The sequence below is a fragment of the Burkholderia sp. Ac-20345 genome (assembly GCF_017104825.1).
GTDB classification, from domain to species: Bacteria; Pseudomonadota; Gammaproteobacteria; order Burkholderiales; family Burkholderiaceae; genus Burkholderia; species Burkholderia lata_B.
Genome location: NZ_JAAGPO010000004.1, coordinates 104,134 through 120,248, shown reverse-complemented (window position 1 = coordinate 120,248; position 16,115 = coordinate 104,134). Strand labels below are relative to the sequence as shown.

Annotated in this window: 14 protein-coding genes; 5 read left to right on the top strand and 9 right to left on the bottom strand. The window is 64.7% G+C overall.

From position 1 onward, the window contains the following. Window positions 1-29 precede the first annotated feature (29 nt). From G3O06_RS03685 to G3O06_RS03675, 3 genes are all read right to left on the bottom strand, one after another. Entirely contained in the window at window positions 30-1,277 is a 1,248-nt protein-coding gene (locus G3O06_RS03685; protein WP_205815038.1) for an MFS transporter, read from the bottom strand. Window positions 1,278-1,573: 296 nt separating this feature from the next. After that, the gene (locus tag G3O06_RS03680; RefSeq protein WP_027792132.1) at window positions 1,574-1,903 is read right to left on the bottom strand and encodes an H-NS histone family protein; all 330 of its coding nucleotides are present in this window, start codon (window positions 1,901-1,903) and stop codon (window positions 1,574-1,576) included. Between the two features lie 327 nt (window positions 1,904-2,230). Continuing rightward, a complete protein-coding gene (locus G3O06_RS03675) occupies window positions 2,231-3,580 on the bottom strand; it encodes a reverse transcriptase family protein (protein ID WP_205815037.1) in 1,350 nt (449 codons plus the stop codon). A gap of 1,327 nt (window positions 3,581-4,907) precedes the next feature. Between G3O06_RS03675 and G3O06_RS03670 the strand changes: the two genes are divergently transcribed. From G3O06_RS03670 to G3O06_RS03655, 4 genes are all read left to right on the top strand, one after another. Next, on the top strand, window positions 4,908-5,888 hold the full coding sequence (locus tag G3O06_RS03670; RefSeq protein ID WP_205815036.1) for a hypothetical protein: 981 nt from the start codon (window positions 4,908-4,910) through the stop codon (window positions 5,886-5,888). A 99-nt stretch (window positions 5,889-5,987) separates the two neighbouring features. After that, a complete protein-coding gene (locus G3O06_RS03665) occupies window positions 5,988-6,620 on the top strand; it encodes a 2OG-Fe(II) oxygenase (protein ID WP_174972444.1) in 633 nt (210 codons plus the stop codon). An 852-nt stretch (window positions 6,621-7,472) separates the two neighbouring features. Continuing rightward, window positions 7,473-7,745 (top strand): hypothetical protein, encoded by a 273-nt coding sequence (locus tag G3O06_RS03660; protein WP_174972446.1) that lies wholly within the window; start codon window positions 7,473-7,475, stop codon window positions 7,743-7,745. 185 nt (window positions 7,746-7,930) lie between these two features. After that, window positions 7,931-8,194, top strand: a complete 264-nt coding sequence (locus tag G3O06_RS03655) for a hypothetical protein (RefSeq protein ID WP_205815035.1) — start codon at window positions 7,931-7,933, stop codon at window positions 8,192-8,194. Window positions 8,195-8,332: 138 nt separating this feature from the next. Here G3O06_RS03655 and G3O06_RS03650 read toward each other — a convergent pair whose 3' ends face one another. From G3O06_RS03650 to G3O06_RS03630, 5 genes are read right to left on the bottom strand one after another with little or no spacing between them, the layout of a single operon-like run. Next, window positions 8,333-9,055: an ABC transporter ATP-binding protein gene (locus G3O06_RS03650; protein WP_205815034.1), complete on the bottom strand. Its 723-nt coding sequence runs from the start codon at window positions 9,053-9,055 to the stop codon at window positions 8,333-8,335. Then, window positions 9,045-9,797 (bottom strand): ABC transporter ATP-binding protein, encoded by a 753-nt coding sequence (locus tag G3O06_RS03645; RefSeq protein ID WP_241019488.1) that lies wholly within the window; start codon window positions 9,795-9,797, stop codon window positions 9,045-9,047. The genes G3O06_RS03650 and G3O06_RS03645 overlap by 11 nt, the downstream gene beginning before the upstream one ends. After that, complete coding sequence (locus G3O06_RS03640) at window positions 9,794-10,741, bottom strand: branched-chain amino acid ABC transporter permease (RefSeq protein ID WP_205815033.1); 948 nt, start codon at window positions 10,739-10,741, stop codon at window positions 9,794-9,796. The genes G3O06_RS03645 and G3O06_RS03640 overlap by 4 nt, the downstream gene beginning before the upstream one ends. Beyond that, window positions 10,734-11,609 (bottom strand): branched-chain amino acid ABC transporter permease, encoded by an 876-nt coding sequence (locus G3O06_RS03635; protein WP_205815032.1) that lies wholly within the window; start codon window positions 11,607-11,609, stop codon window positions 10,734-10,736. Before G3O06_RS03635 ends, G3O06_RS03640 begins: the two co-directional genes overlap by 8 nt. A gap of 37 nt (window positions 11,610-11,646) precedes the next feature. Continuing rightward, the gene (locus G3O06_RS03630; protein WP_205815031.1) at window positions 11,647-12,834 is read right to left on the bottom strand and encodes an ABC transporter substrate-binding protein; all 1,188 of its coding nucleotides are present in this window, start codon (window positions 12,832-12,834) and stop codon (window positions 11,647-11,649) included. 554 nt (window positions 12,835-13,388) lie between these two features. On the opposite strand from G3O06_RS03630, the gene G3O06_RS03625 reads away from it, so the two are divergent. After that, window positions 13,389-15,041: a methyl-accepting chemotaxis protein gene (locus G3O06_RS03625; protein WP_205815030.1), complete on the top strand. Its 1,653-nt coding sequence runs from the start codon at window positions 13,389-13,391 to the stop codon at window positions 15,039-15,041. A 64-nt stretch (window positions 15,042-15,105) separates the two neighbouring features. Here G3O06_RS03625 and G3O06_RS03620 read toward each other — a convergent pair whose 3' ends face one another. Beyond that, window positions 15,106-16,089, bottom strand: a complete 984-nt coding sequence (locus G3O06_RS03620) for a succinylglutamate desuccinylase/aspartoacylase family protein (protein ID WP_174981961.1) — start codon at window positions 16,087-16,089, stop codon at window positions 15,106-15,108. Between the last annotated feature and the right edge of the window lie 26 nt (window positions 16,090-16,115).

Below are 16,115 nucleotides of genomic sequence, written 5' to 3'. Positions count from 1 at the left end.
AGTCGCCGGGTTGCGCGCGATCGCCGCGCTCATTCGAGCTCGACGCCCTTCAGCTCGGGAATCAGGAACAGCGTCGCGACCATGTCGAGCACGTAGAGGCCGGCGAGCAGCGCGATGGCCGTCTGGAACGAATAGTGCGCGGCAAGCGCGCCGACCGCGACCGGGCCGAAGCCGCCGACCGCGCGGCCGATATTCCACAGCACGTTCTGCGCGGTCGCGCGTGCGGCGGTCGGATAGCCTTCCGACATCAGCGCCCCGTAGCCGCCTACCATCCCGTTGACGAACATGCCCATCAGCGCACCGGCCCACAGCATCGCGGTCGGGTCCGACAGCCGCGCGTACGCGATGACCGTCACGACCGAGCCGAACTGGTACAGCAGGAACGTCGGCTTGCGCCCGATGCGGTCGGCCAGTTGCCCGAACACCCAGACGCCGATCATCATCCCGACGACCGTCGCCGCCGTCCACAGCCCCGACTTCGTCAGCGAAAAGCCCATCTGTTTCGACAGGAAGGTCGGCAGCCAGATCATGATCCCGTAGTAGCCGAAGTTCTGGACCGAACACAGGATCACGATGCCGAGGCTCATGCGCGCGGTGCGGGCGTCCGCGACGAGCAGGCGGAACGCGTTGGCCTTCGGCTGCGTCGCGCGCTGCACGAACGCTTCCGGCTCGTGCAGCTTGTTGCGCATCGCCCAGGCGAGCAGCGCGGGCAGCACGCCGACCAGGAACATCCCGCGCCAGCCGATGTGCAGCAGCAGGAACGGGGTGAGCAGTGCGGCCAGCAGCACGCCGGCCTGCCAGCCGAGCGCGACGTAGCACGACACGCGGGCACGTTTGCTGGCCGGCCACGCTTCCGCCGCGAGCGCCATGCCGATCCCGAACTCGCCGCCCAACCCGATGCCCGCGATGGTGCGGTACACCAGCAGATCCTGGAAGCCCTGGGCGAACGCACACAGCCCGGTGAAGATCGCGAACAGCAGGATCGTCCAGGTCAGCACGCGCACGCGCCCGTAACGGTCGCTCAGCGCACCGAACAGGATGCCGCCCGCGACGGCGCCGATCAGCGTCCACGTGACCAGCGCGCCGCCCTGCCCGGGCGTCAGTTGCAGCGCCGCCGTGATCGCCGGCAGCATGAAGCCGAGAATCAGCAGGTCGAAGCCGTCCATCGCATAGCCGATCGCCGATCCGGCCAGCGCTTTCCACGCGTACGCGCCGACCTGCTCCACGCGCGGGGCCGACGGGCCGCCGAGCGACGAAGAATTCATGTTTGCTGCCATGGTGTCCCGCCACGATTGTCCGGCGACATTTTAAGGCCTGTGCCCGTGAGCGAAGGGCCGGCAGCCCCCGGTGACGATGGTTCGCGCGCGCGTCGGCACCCGCTTGCGGAACGGCGAGCGGGAATCTGCGGGCAATGAGCGGGAGGGAAAAACGGCGATCCGGTGTCGGCGGCGAAGCCGGTGATGTCGCGGTCAGGCCGGACACCGAATGAAAAGCAGCATGCTGGCGGAGCGTTGCCGTCCGGCCCGCTTGCGCGAACCGGACGGCGCCGGGTGGCCTGGCGGCCCGGCCGGCCTCAACCCTGATCGTCTCCGGGCCACCAGGTCTTGGCCTCGCGGTCGACGGCCAGCGTATCGAGATCCTTGCCTTCGAGCCATTTCGGCCGCGGGCCGCGGCCCGACCATGAGCGGCCGGTCGTCGGATCGTAGTACTTGGCAGGTGCCTTGCGTTTTCGCTGGACGATGTAACCGAGCGCGCTCAGCACTTCCTGCTGCGAAATTCCCAAAAGCTCGACTTGTTCCTTGAATGCCGCGAGCGCGGCCTGCTTCTCTTTCTGCTTCGCATCCGACAGCTTGATGTTCAGGTCCCGAAGTTGTGCTTCGAGTTCCTGCAGGGCCTGGGTCATGTATTCATCCTCTTTGGGCATGTTTTCGCAAAAAGCTCCGATGGCGGAACCTACCACGAAGTTCCGCCGATGGGGGCTGTCAAATGTCTGAATCGTCTGCCTGAGCCGGCATGGCTTGCGCGATACGCACTAAACGACGTCGTGCGTCAATCAATGGCAGACAGGACCGGGCCGGCGACGCGCAGCCCGCCGTGTACGAAAGCACGGCGAACGGCGGCGGCAAGTAAGCGCCGCACCATGGCACTGGCGCGGCATGGCGCGAATGATAGCAGTGCTCGGCGCCGTGTTGCAGAACACGTCGGCCGGTGTCGATGCGGATACGTCCGGTTAAAGGCCGACTTCGCGGGCTTCCCAAGCGATCCGGTCGAACAGCGCGCGCAGCTTCGCGCCGCGCGACGCGTTCAGCGCGGCCGCATGCGCGACACGTCCGGCGAGATGCGCGCGGAAGTCCGGATGCGCATCGCGGTTCTGCGATGCCGGCCCGCTCCGGATGCAGTTGGTCAGGATGGCCTTCAGGAGATCGAACTCATCGCGCGCCAGATTCGGATGACGATTGACGACCACGCCGGCCAGTTGCTGCCGCATGCCGCGCCGCATCACGCGCGTCTTGCGCAGTTGCAGCGCGAAGCCTTCCTCGAGCGCGATCGCGGCGACCCGGACCTGCAGCCGCTCGACGTCACGCGCCAGCGCGCCGCCACCGGAAAATGCGAGATCGTCGGCATAGCGCGTATAGGCGGCACCGAGCGAACGCGCGAGCGCGGCGAGCCGCATGTCGAACCGGAACGCGCTCAGGTTCGCCAGCGCCGGGGACGTCGGCGCCCCCTGCGGCAGATGCCGTTCGCGATAGCATTGGCGGCCGATCCAGTCGAACCGGTCGCGCAGGTCGGGCGCGAGCAGCCGCGCGGACGGTACGCGGTTGGTGCACAGCCCGGTGAGCGTGCGCGCGACTTCGGCCGGGTACCCGAGCGTGACGAACAGCGCGTGAACGCGTGCGGCGCGTATCGATACGAAAAAATCCGCCAGATCGAAACGGACGACGACATCGCGATCCGCATGCGGCGCCGCGAACGACACGATCCCGTGCCCCTTGCGAAAACCGTGCACCGCACCGTGCGGCGCGATGCGATCGAGCAGCCCGTGCAGGATGCGGCGCTGCGCTTCGCGCAGCCGGCCCTTCGGGATCTCGACCAGGCGGCTGCCGCCGCTGCGCTTGTCGTGCGCCACGTACGTGTAGTGATGCAATGGCGTCGCGCTGCTGCGCGCGTCGACGCGCCAGTGGTCGGACAGCCAGTCGAGTTCCGGCACGCTCACGCCGAGCCAGCCGGCAAGATCGCCGGGCGTCGCCCATTGCGGCACGTCGCAGCCCGCGAGCGGCGCAGGCAACGGCCGCTGAGCCAGCGGACGCCGCACGACGCGGATCGCGGCGGGCCGGTCACTGCCGTACCAGGCGAGCACGAAAGCCGGCGCATCGGCGAGGTCCGCCGCAAGCGCATCGATGTCGACGTCCGCCCAGCGCGCACCGAAACGTGCGAGCGCGGCATCCGCGACTTCGTGGGTCCACTGCGGCGCGCCGCCGAGCACGGCGGCCATCCGGGACAGGACGCCGGCGCGTTCGGGCGCACCGGCCAGCATCGCTTCGGCAATCGTGCGGGTAGTGTCGTGCAGGGATGAAGACATGGAGAAAGATGGGCGGGACGATGAGCCAACGTGACCGGTACTGCGAGGGGTGGCGTTGCGCAACGCGCAACCCGGCCCCTTGCGATGCATCGGGGTGTCGATCTCATCCACGGGGTAGCCCCGTAGTCCTGGAACATCGGCTGCCTGTTCCGGGTGTGTGCTTGACCCACCGGCCCGCGATGCGACTTTAATGGCCGCGAACGCCGCGTGTCAAACCGGGGCTCGATCCGGCGCCGCCGCGGCATTCACGAGCGCGACCCATGCGGTGCTCCGGGTCGCCTTCAACGCCTTGAGACCGTCGCGCCGCTCACACTTTGTTCCTGTTCGATACACAAATTCCCTGACCAGCAATGAGTCCGCCGAGTTTTCACTGCCAGAATCCGCTTGACACATATCGGTCACACCAAATGCGTCCGCAAGCGGCAATGGGGAAATTGGATTTTTTCATACGACCCGATTGACTGCCTTGATCCTGACGGACCACATAAGATAACCAATACACTTTCGCATCATGCCTCCCTCAATTTCAACCAACCCCACCATTCGATCTTCTGCCTTGCCAAGCAGATAAATTATTTATCAAATTCAATATCCGCCAATACAACCCGACATCCGATTTTTCAATCTGAAAAATTCACTGATGCCGAGACGAACAATCGACATCGAGTCGTTGGGGACGGGCGGCTCGGGTCAATCAATCCGAGGTTCGTGCCGTCGTTCAACGGGGGCCGGCGCCGCCCGGTCGAAGATCGGGCCGCGTCGACCGGACTACTTACCCACTTGCACACGGGCGTCGTGCAGAAGGATTTCCACGAACGCCCGGATGGCGGCAGAAAACCTGCCGACGGCACAACAGGACTGGCGAGCTTCCCGTGCCTGGGAGCGACCGACGACTACAGGGCTCGAACCAGCGCCCCGATGCTTACAAAGCACTTGAAACAATCAAGCATTTCGCTGACTCGATTGACATCCGTGCGTCCAATGCCGCCCACCATATCAATTTACCCACCTTATCTTTTTTCAACAGAAAATACAGCCTCCGAACTTCGCGAACACATTGCAATAAATTATTCGCCACCCACTTCATAAAACACTGCTTAATTTAAAGACGTACTTCACCCATTGTTTCAATATCCACATTTCATCGCCGTCAATTAATTCGAAGCTCATTTACCAAAAATAACTGGAAATAAATACAGCTTGAAGTCGCCTTTCTCGGTGCTACCTTTAATTCCGATGCCGCGCATTTTCCGCAAAATATGGGGCATCAAGCATTTACTGCAACCTTCGTTGGCGACACAACGATTTTCTATTTTGGAGACCAAAAATGGCCGCAAATACTTCAACAGCGGATGCACAAAATAAGGTCGCAGAAGCACAAGCAGTTGAATCAAGCCGCGTGGAAGCCACAAGAGTCGAGGCTCAGAAGGTCGAAGCGGTTCGCGCGCAAGTCGAGCAGGTCGAAGCCGTACTCGCAGAAGCTCAAAAGGTCGAAGCTGCCCGTGTCGAGGCCCACCGGGTCGAAGCCGCGAGCGTGGAAGCAGCAAGAGTTGCGGAAGCGCACCGCGCATTTGAGCGCATTGAAGCAAACAATCAGATTGGCTCGGCGTTCATTCGCAGCAAGTCGATCGCGGAGGCTGCCCGGTCGGTTGAAGCGACTCGTTCGGTTGAAGCCGCTCATTCGGTGGAAGCTGCACGCTCGGTCGAAGCCGCACGGACGGTGGAAGCTGCGCGCTTGGTCGAAGCCGCTCGGTCGGTGGAAGCTGCGCGCGGGGTTGAAGCCGCTCGGTCGGTGGAAGCTGCACGCTTGGTCGAAGCCGCTCGGTCGGTGGAAGCTGCGCGCGGGGTTGAAGCCACCCGGGCAGTTGAGGCCGCCCGGTCGGTTGAGGCTGCTCGGTCGGTCGAGGCCGCCCGCTCGGTTGAAGCCGCCCGGTCGGTCGAGGCCGCTCGGTCAGTGGAAGCGACTCGGTCGGTTGAAGCCGCACGCGTGGCAGAGGCAACCCGCTCGGTTGAAGCTCACCGCGTCGAAGCGTCTGGCGTTGAAGCCGTTCGGGTTGAAGCTGCTCGTGTCGAAGCCGCTCGCGTCGAAGCCAGCCGCGTCGAAGCCACCCGTGTCGAAGCCACCCGCGTCGAAGCCACCCGTGTCGAAGCCACCCGTGTCGAAGCCACCCGCGTCGAAGCCGCCCGTGTCGAAGCCACCCGGGTCGAAGCCACCCGTGTCGAGGCGGCCCGCGTCGAAGCCAGCCGGGTCGAGGCGGCCCGTGTCGAAGCCGCCCGTGCCGAAACCTCCGATTCAAAATCTCAGTAATTTTTAAGCTAACGCTTACAGATTGCAGATGCGCGCCGGCCGTCATCGACGCGCATTCTGCGATCTGCACATCACCCAAAACAGAAGAGCGATTCCAATATGACTACCATCGAGAGCAATATCGTCACGCAAGCGGCGCCTGTTCTGATCATTCCGGATGTCATACCCCATGAAACGCGGCAAAAGCTCATCGATCTCTGGCATACCGGTAGCGAGGAATCATTCATGATGGTCGAGCAGACCGACGGGAGCCTCAAGCGAATGTACGATCGTGAAGTCAAGGCGCGTCTCGACCATTTCATCGGCGAATCGGATCTTCTTGACGAGTTGAAAGTTCACATTACCGAAAAAGTCTGCCCGGCCATACAAATGGCATTTCGGTTTGATGTGACACGCTTCGAGGAATTTCGAGTGGGGTGCTACGAAGCATCGACAGGCGGCTACTTCAAGCCGCACCGGGATGACATATTGGAGGGCGTTTCCCACCGCCTTTTCGCAATCGCGATCAATCTCAACGTGGGCGAATACGAAGGCGGTTGCCTCAGATTTCCCGAATTTTGCGAGGATCTGTATCGCGCGGAAAGCGGCGGCGCCATCGTATTCTCCGGACGCATGCTCCATGAAGTCACCCCGGTCGTATCGGGGCGCCGCTTTTCGCTGGTGACATTCCTGTACGGCGAAAAGGAATCGCAACAGCGCAAAGCCTTCTATCGCCGCACCATGCTCGAGTGAGTTCGGGCGCTGTCGTGGTGCCGTGGTGCCGCGTTTCCGCAGGTAACGTCGGCACCGCCGGAATGGCATCGCGCGTTGTGTCGAATGCCGTGACGTCATGTCGATCGGCACTGCGATCGTGATCGCAGGCAGGATGCCGCGGGCCTCCTCGACAAGGTGCCGTTTGCTCCCGGGTTCGCGTCAGTCCATCGGGCGCGACTTGTCGCTTCATCCCCGCCGGGGGCTCGCGGCCGGTGCCGGATCCTCCCGCAAAACGCCGGTGTGCGCCACGTACGAAATCCCGTTCAATGTTGCCCGGCCATCGACCGGGCGCCGTCGATCCTCATCGGCCGTTGGCAAGAGCAAGAACGCGAGAACCAGCGGGTCATCGTGGCTTGATCAAGCTAGCGAAAAGCCGACCGGACGAACCGCACGCCCGAACTTCGATGGACACCCGTGCGTTGCACCTGCCATGCCCGCGCCACCATCAACCATCGAATCAATATTCGCCGCCGATTATTTAAATACCGAAACAATCTAAAAACAAAAACAACGAGACGCAGAATTCAATGAAATCACATTCAAACAAAAAATTATCGAACCCGATTAACGATAAATTAATTCGATTGGAATTCTCAAATCCAACTAAATAGTCTGTGTTGTGCGCCGCAACACCGCGAGCAGAAATCAACGATATAACGGAGGCGCAGCACGAATCATTGCATTCGTGCTTTGTCGCAAAGTTTCCCCTTGCCAGGCCACCGTTGATTTCCAGACACTTGTGAATCAGCAATCCGGAGAGACAGATCTGTCGCTCCGGACGTGACCGACGTCGTCAAATCGCATTATTCCATTCATTTTCAAAGGAAATTCATGAAGAAGATCGCAACCGTGCTGTTTTCAGCACTGATGCTCGCCTCCACGTGCGCGTCCGCCCAGGCGCTTTGCAAGGCCGGCAAGATCGACAAGATCGAAACCGACACCAGCGGCAACCTGCTGGTGACCATCAACGACGGTGCCTACTCGTTCAGTGCCAAGGAAGTTTATTCAATTATTTACCAGGCATACTCGGAAAACAGAAACCTTTTTATCTATGGAAATAATTGCGCGAACGGCTCGCCGGCAACTCGCTTTGCCATTCGCTAATCAACCCTGAAACGCTCGACGATTATCAATACGTGGAGCCCGGGGCTGGATTGACATGCTGAATCCAGCGCCGCCGCGGGCTGCGGTGTCGACACTGCGCAACATGACACCTTCATGCCCGCTGCCCGCCCCCCTGTCGCGGCCGTTCAGGTACCCATGCTATCGATTTCAATTCGCCGCGCATCGTGTACCAGCACGACAATTGCCTGCTGGTCATCACGTCGCCGCTCGACGGCAAGCCGGCCACGATCGTCAATGGTGGAACCATCAGATTTGCGATCGGCAGCATCGAGCAGGTCGAGGCCTTTCACGCCACCGCCCTGGCGCATGGCGGCAGCACCTGCGAAGATCCACCGGGCGAGCGAAACACGCCGTTCGGTTCGTTTTACCTCGCCTACGTGCGCGATCCGGACGGCAACAAGCTTTGCGCGTTCCACAAACCTGCGTGAACAGCCGGGATTCATGCTGCCGGCGTTGACGGGCAGCATGATCGCCGTCGCATGACGGCCGGTCCAGCTGCCGCACGAGCAGCCCCGAACCCGATCCATTCCACCGGCCGCACCGCCACGAGCGACGCGCATCGCCGGCTACATCCCCATGTACGCCCGTCGCACGTCGTCATTCGCCGCGAGATCCCGCGCCGGCCCATGCGCCACCACCATGCCGCCTTCGAGCACATAGCCGTAGTCCGCGATGCCGAGCGCGATCTCCGCATTCTGTTCGACCAGCAGCACGTCGACACCGTCGCGGCTGACTTCGCGCACCACCCGTGCGATGTGGTCGACGACGGCCGGCGCGAGCCCGATCGTCGGCTCGTCCAGCAGCAGCAGCTTCGGTTCGACCATCAGCGCGCGCGCCACCGCCACCATCTGCTGCTGGCCGCCGCTCAGCGAACCGGCCGGCTTGTCGAGCTTCGCCGTCAGGTCCGGCAGCAACGACAGGCAGCGCTCCATGCTGCGCGCGATACCCGTGGAATCGCGACGGCTGTACGCGCCGAGTTCGAGGTTCTCGCGCACAGTCATCGGACCGAACAGCCGGCGCCCTTCGGGCACCATCGCCAGGCCGTGCCCGACGAGCGCGTTCGGCGGCAGCCCGCCCACCGGGCGACCGAACAGCCGGACCGCGTCGTGCGCCGCGGGCAGCAACCCGCTCACGCATTTCAACAGCGTGGATTTACCGGCACCGTTCGCGCCGATCAGCGTGACGACCTGCCCCCGCATCACGCGCAGGCTCACGCCATGCAACGCGGGCACGACGCCGTACGCCGCTTTCAGGTGGGTCACCTCGAGGGTGGGCGCGTCAGTCGACATTCACGTTCCCCAGATAGGCGGCCAGCACCTGTGGATCCTCGCGGATCTCGGCCGGCGTGCCGGTGGCCAGCAACTGACCGTGATGCAGGACGTAGAGCCGGTCGCAGGTGCGCATCACGGCCTTCATGTTGTGTTCGACGAGCAGGATCGACGTGTCGAAGCGATCGCGAATCGTGCGGAACGTCTCGAGCACCGCGCCCACCTCGGTCTGGTTCAGGCCCGTCAGCGGTTCGTCGAGGCACAACAGCCGCGGCCGCGGCGCGAATGCGATCGCGATGCTCACCAACCGCTGCAGCCCGTGCGGCAAGTCGCCGGCGGTATCGCCGAGCACCTGCTGCAGCCCCACCAGCTCGGCCGTTTCCCGCACGCGCCGCGCGCGTTCGCGGTTGCTCGTACCGCGCATGCCGCCGATCGCGCCGATCAGGATGTTGTCCTCGACCGTCATCGTGCGCATCAGGCTGCCGTGCTGGAAGGTCCGCACGAGCCCGTGCCGGCTGATCGTCTCCGGAGAGCGGCCGGTCATGTCGTGGCCGCCGATTTCCAGCCGGCCGCAGCTCGGCGCGAGAAAGCCGCTGAGCAGGTTGAACGTCGTGCTCTTGCCCGCGCCGTTCGGGCCGATCAGCCCGAGGATCTCGCGCTCGCGGATTTCGAGGCTCAGGTCCGACACGGCCAGCAGCCCGCCGAAGCGTCGTGACAGGCCCTCCGCGCGCAGCCGGACCGACGGCGTGTTCATCGTGGTCATCGCACGTCTCCCGTCACTGACGGCAGCGCCGTCTTCACGCGCACGGTGCGGCGGCGCGCCAGCCATCCCGTCACGCCATCGGGCATGAACAGCACGCCGAACACGATCGCCGCGCCGTAGAAAATCTGCTCGCCGCCACCGAAGCGCTGCGCGACGCTCGCGAGCAGCACGAGCAGCACCGCGCCGACCACCGGGCCGAGCGCGTGCCGCTCGCCGCCGACCTTCAGGTACGCGAGCGCGAACGTCGACAGCATGAAGCCGAAGTCGAGCGGGCTGATCACGTTGTTCGAAAACGCCTGCAGCGCGCCCGCGATGCCGGTGACGAACGACGCGATGCAGAAGCACAGCACCTTCATCGCATGCACCGGAATGCCGACCGAACGCACGACGTTGTCGTTGTCACGAATCGCGACGAACACGCGCCCGACGTGCGAGTGCTCGATCCATGCGAGCAGCAGGATCAGCACGCCGGCCACCGCCACCACGAAGGTCGGGAAACAGTCGCCGAGCAGCGCCGGCGGAAAGATGCCCACCATCCCCGAGTTGCCGCCCAGCCATTCGGAACGCGTATACAGGATGCGCAGCGCCTCGGTGAACGCGAACCCGATCAGCAGGAAGTACGGGCCCTTGACGCGCAGCGTCACGTAGCCGAACACGGCGCTGACCAGCAGCGCAACGACTCCGCTCGCGAGCAGCGAAATCGCGAACGGCAGTTGCCACAGCGTCGTCGCGGCGCCGCTCGCATACGCGCCGAGGCCGAAGAACGCGGCGACCGCGAAATTGAGCTCGCCGATCAGCAGCACGAAGCGCAGGCTGCTCGCCATCATCGCCGCAATCGCGATCCAGATCACGAGGTTCCCCGCGTAGCCGGAACCCGCGGCGACGCTCAGCAATGCGGCCAGCACGACGGCCGGCAACCCGTAACGAAAGCAACGATCATTCATGGCCGAGCAGCCCCTTCGGTCGAACCAGCAGCACCGCCATCACGAGGACGAAGATCGCGAGGCTCGCGACCGACGGATCGAAATAAAAGCCGACGAAACTCTCGACGAGCGCGATGAACAGGCTGCCGAGGATCGCGCCGGGTACGCTGCCCATCCCGCCGATGACGACGGCAATGAAGCCCTTGACCAGATACGCATCGCCAAGCGTCGGCGTGACCGCGGCCACCGGCGCGATCAACGCGCCCGCGACCGCGCCGATCGCGGTGGCCGCGACGAAGCCGCGAAACGCGATGCGCCGGTACGGAATGCCTTGCAGCATCGCGGCCTCGTGGTCGATCGACACCGCGCGCAATGCCTTGCCGAAACGCGTGCCACCGAGCGCGAGCGTCACCAGCAGCGTGAGCGCCGCGGCCACGCCGCACAGCACGAGGCGTTGCGCGGCGATGCTGACGCCGAGCACGTCGACGTTGCCGTCGATCAGTGGCGGCACCGGGCGCACGCCGCCGCCGAACAGCTTCATGAAACCGCCCTCGACCATCAGCACGAGCCCGGCCGACAGGATGAACGAGCCCGTCATGTCGCGCTCGACGCGCTTGAAGCCGACCTCGTAGACGAGCGCGCCGAATGCCGACGCGGCGATCACGCCGAGCACGCACGCGAACGCGTATGCGAGCCACACGGGCAGGCCGCCGTTTGCGAACCACGGCACCGTCACCGACACGACCAGCGCCGACAGCGTGAAGAACTGGCCGTGCGCGAAATTGACGATGCGCAGCACGCCGAAGATCAGCGTCAGCCCGAGCGCGAACAGAATGTAGACCGCGCCGATCTGCAGCGCGGTGAAGATCAACTGGAGAAGCGTCTGCATGAATCCGCCCGCATCGAAAGGTTGGGTGCGGCCACGCTCAGCGCAGCTCGCCGGACGCGATGCGCGTGACTTCCACGAGCTTGCCGTCCTTGAGCTGCGTGACGATCACCGGCAACAGCATCTGCTGCGGCGAGCCGTACACCGCCTTGCCGCCGAATCCCGACCTGCCGCCGTAGAACGACGTGAACGTCACGCCGTTCATCGCCTTCGCGACGTCGGCCGGCGCAGTGCTCTGCGCCTTCTCCATCGCCGCCTTCAGCGCATAGACCGCGTCGTAGATGCCGATCTGCACCGCATTGATCGAATCGCCGGTCGCCTTGCGCACGCCGTCGTCGAGCGCGCGCTGGTGCGCGGTCGCGGACGCCCCGTCGAGGCTCACCGCCGCGCCGAGGTACACGCCTTGCACCGCGCTGCCGCCCGTCGCGATCAGCCCGCTCGCGCCGGTGCCCACCTCGACGATCTTCACGCCGTTCCAGCCGAGGCCGCCCAGCTCCTTGAACACGATTCCCGCATCGACCGGCGGCGTCGAGCACAGATCGATGCCGTCCGGCTTGAGCGCGCTCAGCTTCGCCGCGACCGGCTGGAACTCGCTGCTGCCGCGCTCGTACCAGTCGCTCGACACCACCTTGACGCCCACCGCCTCCCACGCCTTGCGCGCGATCTTCTCGGTTTCCTGCCCCGTCGCGTCATTCGGATTCAGCAACGCGACGGTCTTGATCGGGTGCGTCTTCGCGATGAAGCCGGTCAGCGGCCGCGCGATCTCGAGCGTGGTGTTCATCTGCGTAAACGTCAGCGGATAGTTCGGCCCCTTGATGCTCGCGCCCCACGCGGTCGTGAACAACAACACGCCCTTGCGCTCGGTCAGCGACTGGAGCGCGCGCACCGGCGCCGTGCCGATGCTGCCGGCGACGAACTTCACGTCGTCCTTGTTGACCAGCGCCTGCGCGACCTTGGCGCCGTCCGCCGCGTTGTACTTGTTGTCGTAGGTCACGCACTCGAAGTTGACCGTCTGGCCCTTGACCCGCACGCCGCCCGACGCGGCGATCTCGGCGGACGCCTTGCGGCACAGCCAGTCCGCGCCGACGCCCCACGGCGCACCGGAGCCGGACAGCGGCACCGACAGCCCGAGCTTGATAGTCTCGCTCGCCGTCGACAATGGAACATGCGCGCAACAGGCGATGGCGATCGAGGTGCGCAGCAGGCGGCGAATGGTCGGATGCAACATGGCGGTCTCCTCCGTGAATGGGGCTGTTTGTGGAAAGCATTAGATTCGCCCTCCGAAGGAAGAACAACGCGCACGCCGGAACGGTTCCGTACATCGAAAGCGAAGGACGCGAAACGATCTGGACAATCAGGGGAAATCCCGACGACCGGCACACCGGGCGATGCCGTCTCGGCCAACCATCGGCAGCACGTTCATGCGGATGACGATCCGCCGTGTGGCAACCCGCTGCCCTTTTCCGTACGTGGCACGTGGTACGCCACGGACATCACCTTTGCAGTCCGAACGAGCATGCCGTGTTCCGATGCCAACGCATCGTCACGTCGTCGGCGCCAATGTACGGAACGCGCAACCGCTCACGATTGACCGCTCGACGTGGCGCTCAGTAGCATCGGCCGCGCTGCGTATCGCCGTATTCGGAGTGCGGCGCGCCCCCTTCCGTCGCCGCCGCAACGACACGAACCGGGCAAGCGCGCTGCACGCGCATCGCATGCGGCCGGACGGGTCGGGGCCCGCCGCGACCGGTACATCGACAACAACGAGGAGATCTCACGACAATGAAGCTGTCATTCAAGCAGCGGCTCGGGTTGCCGCTGGTGCTGAGCCTGCTTTGCCTGGTCCTGCTGTCCGTCACCGACGCGTACCGGAGCCGCGAGATGCGCGTCGATGAACGCAAGCTCGATCTCGTTCACGCCACGGAGATCGCGCTCGCGACGGTCGACACGTACGCGAAACGGGCCGCCTCGGGCGCGCTGAGCGTCGACGAAGCGCAACGGCAGGCGATGGACATCATCCGGGGCATGCGCTACGGTGAATCGGGCTATTTCTCGATCGTGAATTCGAAGGGCGTGGTGCTGATGTATCCGTTCGACGCGTCGCTGCAGAACAAGTCGCTGAACGAACTGAGCCCGAAGGTCGCCGCGATCATCCGGGCGCAGATCGACGTGACGCGACAGACCGGCAGCGGGTTCCAGCGCTTCGACTATCCGAAGGAAACGTCCGGGGTCACGACGGACGCCGTGCGGGTCGCGTACGTCGACACCTATCGGCCATGGGACTGGATCATCAACACCAGCCTGTTCGTCGACGACATCGATTCCGCGTTCTACGCGAGCCTGGCGAAAAGTCTCGGCATTTGCGCGGCGATCGCACTGGTGATGGGCAGCATCGTCGTGGCGATCAATCGCGGCATCGTCCGTACCATGGGCGGCGAGCCTGGCTATGCGGTCGAGATTGCCGGGCGCATCGCGGCGAACGACCTGACGGCCGCCATCGTGACCGCGCCGCACGATCGCGGCAGCGTGCTCTATTCGATGAAGCGGATGCAGGCGAACCTGTCAGGTGCGATCAACGGCATCAAGACGAGCGCCGATTCGATCGCGTCGGCGGCCGCGCAGATTTCGGCGGGTGACCTCGACCTGTCGCGACGCACCGAGCTACAGGCGGCATCGCTCGAGGAAACCGCAGCGAGCATGGCGGAACTCTCGTCGCGGGTGAGCCAGAACGCCGACAACGTGCGCCAGGCGAGCCAGGTCGCGGTGCAGGCCGTGCAGGTCGCCGAACGCTGCAACGGTGTCGTCTCGCAGGTGGTCGATGCAATGGGCAGCATCGACGCCAGCTCCGGACGGATCGCCGAAATCGTCGGCATCATCGAAAGCATCGCCTTCCAGACCAACATCCTCGCGCTCAATGCGGCCGTGGAAGCGGCGCGGGCCGGCGAACAGGGGCGCGGTTTCGCGGTCGTCGCGTCGGAGGTGCGTTCGCTCGCGCAGCGTTCGTCGGCGGCGTCGAAGGAGATCCGCGGCCTGATTCACGAATCCGTGGATCGCGTGCGGGGCGGCGTGGCGCTCGTGAACGCGGCGGGCACGTCGATGGCCGAAATCATGCACGCGATCTCGCGCGTGACCGACCTGATGGAGGAAATCGCGGCCGCGTCGACCGAGCAGGGCCACGGCATCGACCAGGTCAATCAGGCCGTGTCGGAGATGGACCGGGCGACGCAGCACAACGCCGCGTACGTCGAGGAAGTGGCCGCCGCTGCGCAGTCGCTGGACGACCAGAGCAAGCAGCTCGTCGCGATGATTTCAACGTTCACCGTCCGCGACGATGACGGCGCGCCGCCGCGACAGGAAGCGCTCGATGCACGCCCGCCTGCCGCGACCGCGTTCGGGAAGGGCTCCGCACCGGTGCGTGAATCGTATGCGGTGTAGCGGGCAACGCACCGGCTGAGCAAGGCCGCGCGCGCCAGATACCGGCGGCTCGCCGCAGACGACGTCAGCGATCCAGCAATCGCCCGAGCCGCATCATCGTGACGTTCACGCCGAGATGGCGCATCGACGGTTGCACGATCACGCAGTGGTCGTATGGCGTGACGATCACGTCGTCGCCGTCGCGCGCGATCTCGGTGCCGGCCTGCTCGATCACCTCGAGCCCAGTGAACGGTTGCGAGAACCGGAAGTCCATCGAACGCGCGACGACCGGCTCCGTGATCTCGACGAACTTCTGCCGCACCGGCGCGGCTTGCGTGAGGAATGCCGCGACGTCGTCGCGCGCGACCACACCCGCATGCAGCAGGAAGCGCGCCGCGCTGTCGAGCGCGACATCGCGCGCGCTCGCGGCGAAGTGCTGCCCCGTCTCGATCAGCAGCGCGTTCTTCGCGCTCGCCGGATCGCCGAAGCCGCCGTAATCGCGCAGCCGCGTGCCGTTCGCATGGCCGCGATCGATGATCACGTGCTCCGGCGTGCCGATCGCGGCCGCCAGCGCGATCGCCTTTTCAAGCGGGCCGGTCATCATCAGCGGCGCGGACGCTTCGTGCATCGAATGAATGTCGAGCAGCAGGTCGACCGTATCGAGCAGCGGGCGCATCGCGCGCGCACGCACGCGTTCGCGGCTGTCGCGCGTGCCGTCGAGCGCGGCCGGCGTCCACACGCGATTCATGTCCTCGTCGAGGTAGCGCGTCGCATCGGCGTTCGCCGCGCTGAAATGCTCGTACGCGCCGACGTTGCCGAAACCGAGCGACAGCCGGCCCGCAACCGGGCGCAGGCCCGCGGCCAGCAACGTGTCCACCGCGATCGCGCCGCTGACTTCGTTGCCGTGCGTCAGCGCGAGAATCATCACATGCTTGCCGGGCCGGCCGCTGTCGAACGTATGCAGATAGTCGATGCCCGTATTGCCCGCGCGCCAGCGCGAGATGTCGGGGAAGGCCACTTCGATCGGATAGGCCGGCAACGCGGCACGGATGGCTTCAAGCGTGGTCATGTCGGAAAGGCTCAACAGGGTTCGGG

Coding starts and splice junctions, on each gene's coding strand:
- G3O06_RS03645 (WP_241019488.1), bottom strand. CDS start 9,797: ATGACCACGATGAACACGCCGTCGGTCCGGCTGCGCGCGGAGGGCCTG.
- G3O06_RS03670 (WP_205815036.1), top strand. CDS start 4,908: ATGGCCGCAAATACTTCAACAGCGGATGCACAAAATAAGGTCGCAGAA.
- G3O06_RS03660 (WP_174972446.1), top strand. CDS start 7,473: ATGAAGAAGATCGCAACCGTGCTGTTTTCAGCACTGATGCTCGCCTCC.
- G3O06_RS03685 (WP_205815038.1), bottom strand. CDS start 1,277: ATGGCAGCAAACATGAATTCTTCGTCGCTCGGCGGCCCGTCGGCCCCG.
- G3O06_RS03665 (WP_174972444.1), top strand. CDS start 5,988: ATGACTACCATCGAGAGCAATATCGTCACGCAAGCGGCGCCTGTTCTG.
- G3O06_RS03675 (WP_205815037.1), bottom strand. CDS start 3,580: ATGTCTTCATCCCTGCACGACACTACCCGCACGATTGCCGAAGCGATG.
- G3O06_RS03640 (WP_205815033.1), bottom strand. CDS start 10,741: ATGAATGATCGTTGCTTTCGTTACGGGTTGCCGGCCGTCGTGCTGGCC.
- G3O06_RS03680 (WP_027792132.1), bottom strand. CDS start 1,903: ATGACCCAGGCCCTGCAGGAACTCGAAGCACAACTTCGGGACCTGAAC.
- G3O06_RS03650 (WP_205815034.1), bottom strand. CDS start 9,055: ATGTCGACTGACGCGCCCACCCTCGAGGTGACCCACCTGAAAGCGGCG.
- G3O06_RS03635 (WP_205815032.1), bottom strand. CDS start 11,609: ATGCAGACGCTTCTCCAGTTGATCTTCACCGCGCTGCAGATCGGCGCG.
- G3O06_RS03625 (WP_205815030.1), top strand. CDS start 13,389: ATGAAGCTGTCATTCAAGCAGCGGCTCGGGTTGCCGCTGGTGCTGAGC.
- G3O06_RS03620 (WP_174981961.1), bottom strand. CDS start 16,089: ATGACCACGCTTGAAGCCATCCGTGCCGCGTTGCCGGCCTATCCGATC.
- G3O06_RS03630 (WP_205815031.1), bottom strand. CDS start 12,834: ATGTTGCATCCGACCATTCGCCGCCTGCTGCGCACCTCGATCGCCATC.